This window comes from Armatimonadota bacterium (assembly GCA_020354555.1).
Taxonomy (GTDB): domain Bacteria; phylum Armatimonadota; class Hebobacteria.
On the sequence record CP070648.1, the window covers coordinates 4,705,747 to 4,712,689 of the forward strand.

The window sequence follows — 6,943 nt, forward strand, 5'->3', positions numbered from 1 at the left end:
ACGTGGCGCCACCGCCGCGCGGGCGCGCAAGCGGTCGGCATTATGTCGGCTCGGGAGTTGGCCGTCGTGCGTACGCTGGATGGGGAGCTCCCGCTCGATGGGGCCGCCGCGCTGCTGGGACTGGATCTCGACGTCATCCTCACCGAGGGCTTCAAGCAGGCGACGACGATGAAGATCGAGGTCGTTCGTGCGGAGACCGGCTGCGAATTGACGACTCGCCCGGAGCAGCTTCTCGCGGTGGTCTCCGACTGCCCGGTGGCGACCTCCGCTCCCCGCCTTTCCTTCGCCGACACCGCCGCCCTGGCCGACCTCGTCCTCGCGCACCTCAGCGGCCGCTGACCGTTCGCAGCCGCTTACTGAACCGCAGAGGCGCAGAGAACGCTGCGGGGACTGGGCGTGCGGCTCACGGCCGCCACATAACACGCAAGGCCGTCGCCCTGTCGGCTCTATGCCTCGCCGGCTTTCTCCATCACCTTGCGCGCGTAGTCGTGCCACACGCGGGCGAGGTTGCGGCTTTCAACTTGCGGGTGCCGCTGGGCGGTCACGACGACGAAGCCGTCGAACCCGATCCCGTGCAACCCGCGGAATACCGAGGGCAGGTCCGCCGAGCCCTGCTCGCCGGGCAGCGCCGGCAGCCATCCCTTGCCGGTGATGTAGATCGCCTCCGGCAGTTCGCTGCCCTCGGGCGCGGGCTTGAAGGCCTCGAGGAAACACGCGAACACGCGGTCGCCAAGCTCACGCACGGCACCCTCGCCGTGCTCCTGTTGTCCGTCGAGCATGAGCTGACTCGCCTCGAACGCGACGCCGTAATTGTCCCGGGCGATCTTCCCCAATGTCTTCAGCGCCATATCCACGTTGGCGAACAGCGTCCCGTGATGGATCTGACTCATGACGCGCAGGCCGCGCTCGGCCGCGCGGTCGGCGAGTTCCTGCGCCAGTGCTATCTCCTCCTCGCGCACGAGTTGCACACGCACGAGTTGACAGTCCAAGGCCAGACCGACGGCGAGAAGTCGTGTCGCGTCATCGAGCGCCGTCGCGTTCTCCAATCCGGCGACCGTGAGGTACGCGCAGCGTAGGCTGTGGCGGCCGAGGATGCCTCGCGCCTGCGCGATTTCGGCTGGGCTCGTGGATTCGTTGACCTGCCTGCGGCGCAGTTCCAGTCCGCCGTAGCCGATCTCGGACACCAGCGAGGCGAGCCCATCGAGGTCGAACTCGTACCCCGTTCGCCGCTCGAACATGCGCGAAGATAGCGCCAGAATCATGGTTTCCTCTTGTGCCCCCGGGGTCAATGCAAAGGCCGGTGGCGTGACGCCGCCGGCCTTGATCTTTGCCTATGCATCCGCCCGCACTATGCCGCGACGACCTGCTGCACTTCCGGAATCTGCTCCTTGAGCACGCGCTCGACGCCCCGCTGGAGCGTCATCTGCGCCATCGGGCAGCCAATGCACGCCCCCTTGAGCCGCACTTTGACCACGCCCTCCTGCTCGTCAACATCAACCAGCTCTATGTCGCCGCCGTCGGCCTGCAGCCGCGTGCGGATGTCTCCCAACGCCTGCTCCACCTTATCGCGCATGTCACTTCCTTTCGCGGACTTGCTGCTCTCAACAGCATATCCGTTATACGGCGTCGTGTCAAATGCATTCTGTGCGACTGGAATACCACGGCGAGCGGGCTCGCTCAAACGGGCGGCCACGAAGGCCCGCACCCACCTCTACTCCCTCAAGGGAATAAGGCCGTCTGTTTCCTGGATTCCCTTATCCGGCAGGTCAACCGGCCACTCACTCCTCGCACTGTACATCTTCAAGCATCCCCAGGTGCTCAACCCGACCAATGCCCCCGGTAAGTCCACACGTCCGGGCGCGGGCAGCTATCGCCCGAATCGACTGGCTTGCCTTGGGTGTCTCCCTGACAAGCAGCACGGGCTGGATTACCCAGTAGACTTCCGGGACATCAGAGAACAAGTCAACGATACAACGGGGTGGCGCGGTGCTGAGGCGACGCGCGCGAAGCAGTCGCCTCGCCGCGCCGATCAACTGGCTCAAGAGCCAGCCCCAGGTACTTCCACGACGAGCAACGCGCCGCGTGGTGCGCTCAGCGCCCTCAGTGAATGGCGCGGGCGTTGGCGGTTGACCATCCTCGAGGCAGAAAATCAGCCACGGTGGCTTGCCCAGTTGACTAGTGTTCATGTTCCCTCTCGGTAACGGTGATCCGGCATCGTCTCTGGGAATTCAGTCGTGTGTCCCCGGAATCTGCAGGCAGCAACAATCTCGCCGACTATGCACGAAGGAGGGATCATGGCAGTCTTCCGTAGTAGATGACCTGCGTTATCCACGAGCCGGCCGTCACAGCGAGAAACGTCCCCCAGACAATTAGTCCCCAACGCGCCCACGCATCTTGGGTGGCTCTAAACGCCTCAAGGCTGCGGAATGGTCTATTGCGCCACGCGAGCTCATTGCCCTTGCAGCCCATATAGACGAGCACGCCGACACTCACCATTGGAATGCACAAGCTTAGGATTAGCACGGCCCCGAGGCCCCATAATCGATGCGCGAACGCCCAGGGGACGCCGAGGAAGAACGCGCCTGAGTTCCACCCGCGAACGCAAGACATCAAGCCAGGGTCATTCCCTGACGTGAAGGTCAGTTGCCCGGGTGCTTCCGTGATCTGGCTACGCCGTTTCACCAGCAGTTCCCTGCAAGAACATCTCAAAGATGGGGACAGTCACCCATTTCTCACGACTTATTGTCCTGCGAGCAGGGACGGATAGATGTCCGGGACATAATGCCCAACGAGCACCGGCCGCGGATCCCACGGCGGGCGCCCGGGCGCGCCGCAGAACGAAAGACTGTCATTATGACCACTTGACACGGCCTCCCTCCTCATAGATGTCCTTAGTTCTTATGATTGCCTACGGAAATCGCGTCACGCGTCCCTGGAACATACCCATCCGTCGCGAGCTAGCTTTGAGGACCCGCACTGGCACCCAGGGGCATGACCCACAGTCGCTCGCCCGTTCTGACATCTAGCGCCTCCAAGAATTGGGCGCCGCTCATCTCCGCCCCCTGCGCCTCGTATGAAAGGACAAGCTTCGATCCCGAAAGAGCCATGCCCGCGAGCCCCGGCAGGTGGCGCTCCCATGCGACCGTGCCGCTATCCGCGCGCAGAGCGATGAGCCTAGCGCGCGACTCGGGCATGTGGGGGATCCCGACGACGGCTAGTTCATTGAAGAGCAGGATGCGGGTATGTGGAAGCGTGTGTATGGTAGTTCCTTTTCTTCTCTCGAGAAGCAGGGACAGCCGTCTATGTGCCGCGGGGGAAAGCTCCCTGGGCGCTGCCGCTCTCGTGCCTCCCGCGGCTGGCGCGCGACGCAGAGTGACGCCATCTCGAGCACGAAGGATGACCCATTCTGCACCGCTGTGGAGCTCCGCAGTGCCCTGGGCAAGGAGCACCTCGACTTCCTCTCGCGCGGCGCGGAACTCACGCAAGTGCCGCCCGGTAAAGCGCCGGCGCCAGACTGTGCGAAACCGCGTTGTCTCAAGCGCGGTGACGATAACTGCTCCACGTTCGTTACCGGCAACAAAAGCGTAATCTCGAACACAACAGACCTGGGGGAGAGCGCCACCGACGTCCGGCAAGCGTCTGCGCAGCGTACCGTCTCGGATGTCGAACACGCAGACACCCGAGCGAAAGGTCGGCGCGTATAAGAGGTTGGCGCAAGTCCGCAGCTCACTCACGAAGGACGTGCCCGGGTAGCTTCTTCCCCACAGAAGACATCCGCTCTCGGCATCGTAGAAGCCGATTGTCGTCGCTCTGGTCTCGCCGTACGCGACGACCACGATCCCGTTGGTGACAGCCGGTGCCAGCAGCCGGGGAATCAATAGCTCGACTGGTCCCATGCTTGCTGCCGCCCCGTGCGAAGGGATACTCGCCGCCCAGATCAGCAGCGCCACTAGACAGACCACCTCAACCGAGTGTTGCGTCCGGGTTTGTCTCACGGGTGTCACCTAGCCGCCACGAAGCCGCCGCAGGCATTTCAGCTCCCTCTGATAGGCGGCCTTCTCCGTGTTACCGAACCAGTTGCCGCTATTGATGAGCTTCCCCAACCGCTCGGGTCCGCGCTTGACACACTGATACCTGTGGGTCTGCTCGTGCTCGTTCAAGCACTTCTGCACGCACCCACTGCGATAACGCCAGTAGCCCGCGCCGCATCGCGTGATTGCGTAGGTTGTTCCGTCGCGGCACACACACTCTGTAACGGCGATAGCCACCCGTAGCGCCTCTCCCTTCTCGTCTTTCTCTTCAAGAAAAGCTGCCCCGCCGCGTAGGACGCGCTCCACAAAGCGGATGTGGTCACGGATCACACCGGCCTCCTTTCCAGGGTCACACCGCGGGGATTCGTTGCAGTCGACCACCCTGCTAATTGACTTGTAGCCAGAAGGATCTACAGCAGCACACGGACTGTTCTCTGCATAAACGTATGAAGCCGGAGGCCCAATCTCGTCTTGGGAAAGAAACCTCCCCACTTCCGGCATGTAGTATCGCGCGCCGAGGTGCATGAGGGAGGTGCCCGTCTGGTAATAACCGAGAGAGCCGACGTACCGATAGGGGTTCGGGGTGCTCCCGCTGCTCGACATCAGGTTGCCGAAGGCTTCGTACTCGTAGGACTCTGTCACGCTCTGATCGGTGTGGTTGATGAGTTGCCGGGTGGAGCCCAGGCCGTCGTACACGCGCGGCTCATTCGAGCCGCTCCAGAGCGCGGCGTGCCGCGCCGAGTAGTCCCGCCACGCCGAGCCGACAAACGAAGGATTATCGCAATGACCACTTGACACGGCCAGCTTTCTCCTAGATGTCCCTGGAGCCGTCGCCTTCGGCTTCGGCTGTGCGAATCCGCCCCACCCACACAGCGACACCTGCGCCGCTCATCCAGAGCGCCAGGTAGATCGGTTCCTCGATCGCCATTTGGGCGGCAGTGCGCCCTATACTTCCGTAGAAGAACCAATGACTGCCTTCAAAGAGAAGCAGGCGAAAACCGTGTGTGGCCCCGCAGATCAAGCCGGCCCTCGCCATGGCGCGGCCGCTCGGCGAGCCGAGCCAGGCTCGCCATATGAGGCATGTCAAGAAACCGCTCGACCCAAAGCAGAGTGATACACCGATGATGCCGGCGGCACGCTCCGATACCAACTGACTCACAGGCATGACGATATAGAAGCCCGTGAACACGACGGCACCGTACCATATTGCCAGGCCCACGCCGCCGGCCTTGAGCACCTGCGCCATCGCAAGGATTACGTCAGCAAATGGGGACAGCCACCTATTTCGCGCTGTGTGATATACGCCGCGCAATTGCGAATGTCGATGGGCGCGGAGCGCGGAGAAGTCAAAACGGCCCGCGGGCGCGAAGAGCGCCCGGGCCGGGGGGCAGGCGAGGATGTACTCGCCCGCAGGATCATCCTGCGGCGGAATAAGTGCAGCCTCTCGGCGGCATCGGGCCAGGTCGGGCATCTTCCCCTCGGAAGAACACGGGATCGCGGCCGAACCGGGCATATCATAGTCACGGGGGAGACGAATGTCAATCACACGGGCGATGCCGCGCGGCTGAGCATGGCGAGGCCGCAGACGCATCTCTCCGAGAACGCCTCCCCCTCTCAGGGGGAGGCCCCGTCCACGAGTCGGGGCGGGAGAGGGTAAGAGGTGTCGGGTCCGAGCAACCGTCTCCGCGTGACTCTATGCTTCCGGCTCCAGATACAGGATGCGGTAGAGGATCCATTGCCGCACGCCGCGGTCGTGGTACAGCTCGAAAATGCGCCCGCCCGACACTTTGACCTGGTAATACGTGCGGTGCCGCCGCTGCCACCAGCGCTTGGGCCGCGCCTGCAGCGGGCCCCAGCTTGCGTCGTGCCACACCGCCTCGATGTGCTCGACGCCGTATTCGTCATCGCGCCACGTGACCGCCACCGGCGGCCTGCCGGGCTTGTCCTCGGCCAGCTCGACCTCGATCGGCTCATCAACGAACTGCGAGCGCATACGTCCACCCGGGCCGTTTGCTAGCTGAACCAATCGCGGACCCAGCCCGTCGCCCGCTCGATCGGGCCGGCCGCACCAGAGGCGAGAGGACGCTGCTCCGCCGCATACCGAGCGATGCCGAGCACGACCGCCCACGCCGGGTCTCGCGCCACGCTCGCCGCCTGCGGCCCTGGCGCGAGCCCCACGCGCGCCGGGCAGTCGAAGACTTGCTCCGCCAGGGCGGCGGTTCCCGGAAGACGCGCTTCCCCACCCGTCAGCACCGCCAGCGTCGGGCTGAAATCCGCGTCTCGAACCCGCTCGCTCACGAGTTCCAGTATCTCCCGCATCCGCGCTTCGACGATCTCCGCCAGGAACCACCTGCCGACGCGCCCGCCCGATGCGAGAGCGATTTCCGATGCCGGCACCAACCGCGCCAGTGCCGCCGCGTGCTCGCGCTTCAGGCGCTCCGCCTCGCCCACGGTCACACGCAGGCCGACCGCGACGTCGCGCGTGACGTGGGTGCCGGCGAGTCCCAGGCAGCCCGCCAGCACCGCCCCGGTTCCGCGAAACGCCATGAAGTCAGTCGTTCCGCCGCCGATATCAATCACCAGCGCTCCGGCCGATCGCTCCGCCTCGTCGGTCGTCGCCCAGGCCGCGGCGAGGCCGGCGAGCACTTCCTGCTCCATGGTCAGGCTCGCCGCCTCGACGCATCGTTCGAGGTTGTCGAGCGCGGTGCTGGTGGCGGTTACGACATAGGCATCAACCTGCACGCGCCGGGCGGCCATTCCGAGAGGGCTCGCGATGCCGCGCTGCCCATCCAACGCGAAGTCGCCCGGCAGCACGTGCAGCACCTCCCGCCCGGCGGGCAACTGCGCCCGCTCCACCGCTCGGCGCAGACACGCGTCGAGGTCACGCTCCCGCACCTCGTCGCCCGCGGGCT

Annotated in this window: 8 protein-coding genes; 1 reads left to right on the plus strand and 7 read right to left on the minus strand. The window is 64.6% G+C overall.

Annotated elements, in window-relative coordinates:
* Positions 1-339 (plus strand): molybdopterin-guanine dinucleotide biosynthesis protein MobB (locus JSV65_19310; protein UCH34638.1); only part of this gene is annotated, 339 nt, incomplete at its 5' end.
* Between the two features lie 107 nt (positions 340-446).
* Here the strand turns inward: JSV65_19310 and JSV65_19315 are convergent.
* The 7 genes from JSV65_19315 to ftsA form a co-directional block, all read right to left on the minus strand.
* Positions 447-1,262: a sugar phosphate isomerase/epimerase gene (locus tag JSV65_19315; GenBank protein ID UCH34639.1), complete on the minus strand. Its 816-nt coding sequence runs from the start codon at positions 1,260-1,262 to the stop codon at positions 447-449.
* Positions 1,263-1,348: 86 nt separating this feature from the next.
* A complete protein-coding gene (locus JSV65_19320) occupies positions 1,349-1,573 on the minus strand; it encodes a NifU family protein (GenBank protein UCH34640.1) in 225 nt (74 codons plus the stop codon).
* Positions 1,574-2,292: 719 nt separating this feature from the next.
* Complete coding sequence (locus JSV65_19325) at positions 2,293-2,610, minus strand: hypothetical protein (GenBank protein ID UCH34641.1); 318 nt, start codon at positions 2,608-2,610, stop codon at positions 2,293-2,295.
* Between the two features lie 1,394 nt (positions 2,611-4,004).
* The gene (locus JSV65_19330) at positions 4,005-4,829 is read right to left on the minus strand and encodes an RHS repeat-associated core domain-containing protein (protein UCH34642.1); all 825 of its coding nucleotides are present in this window, start codon (positions 4,827-4,829) and stop codon (positions 4,005-4,007) included.
* A gap of 13 nt (positions 4,830-4,842) precedes the next feature.
* Positions 4,843-5,277: a hypothetical protein gene (locus JSV65_19335; GenBank protein ID UCH34643.1), complete on the minus strand. Its 435-nt coding sequence runs from the start codon at positions 5,275-5,277 to the stop codon at positions 4,843-4,845.
* Between the two features lie 447 nt (positions 5,278-5,724).
* Positions 5,725-6,024 carry a hypothetical protein gene (locus tag JSV65_19340; GenBank protein UCH34644.1) on the minus strand — a complete coding sequence of 100 codons (300 nt, stop codon included), beginning with the start codon at positions 6,022-6,024 and terminating at the stop codon, positions 5,725-5,727.
* A 20-nt stretch (positions 6,025-6,044) separates the two neighbouring features.
* On the minus strand, positions 6,045-6,943 hold an 899-nt coding region (gene ftsA, locus JSV65_19345; protein ID UCH34645.1), incomplete at its 5' end, for a cell division protein FtsA.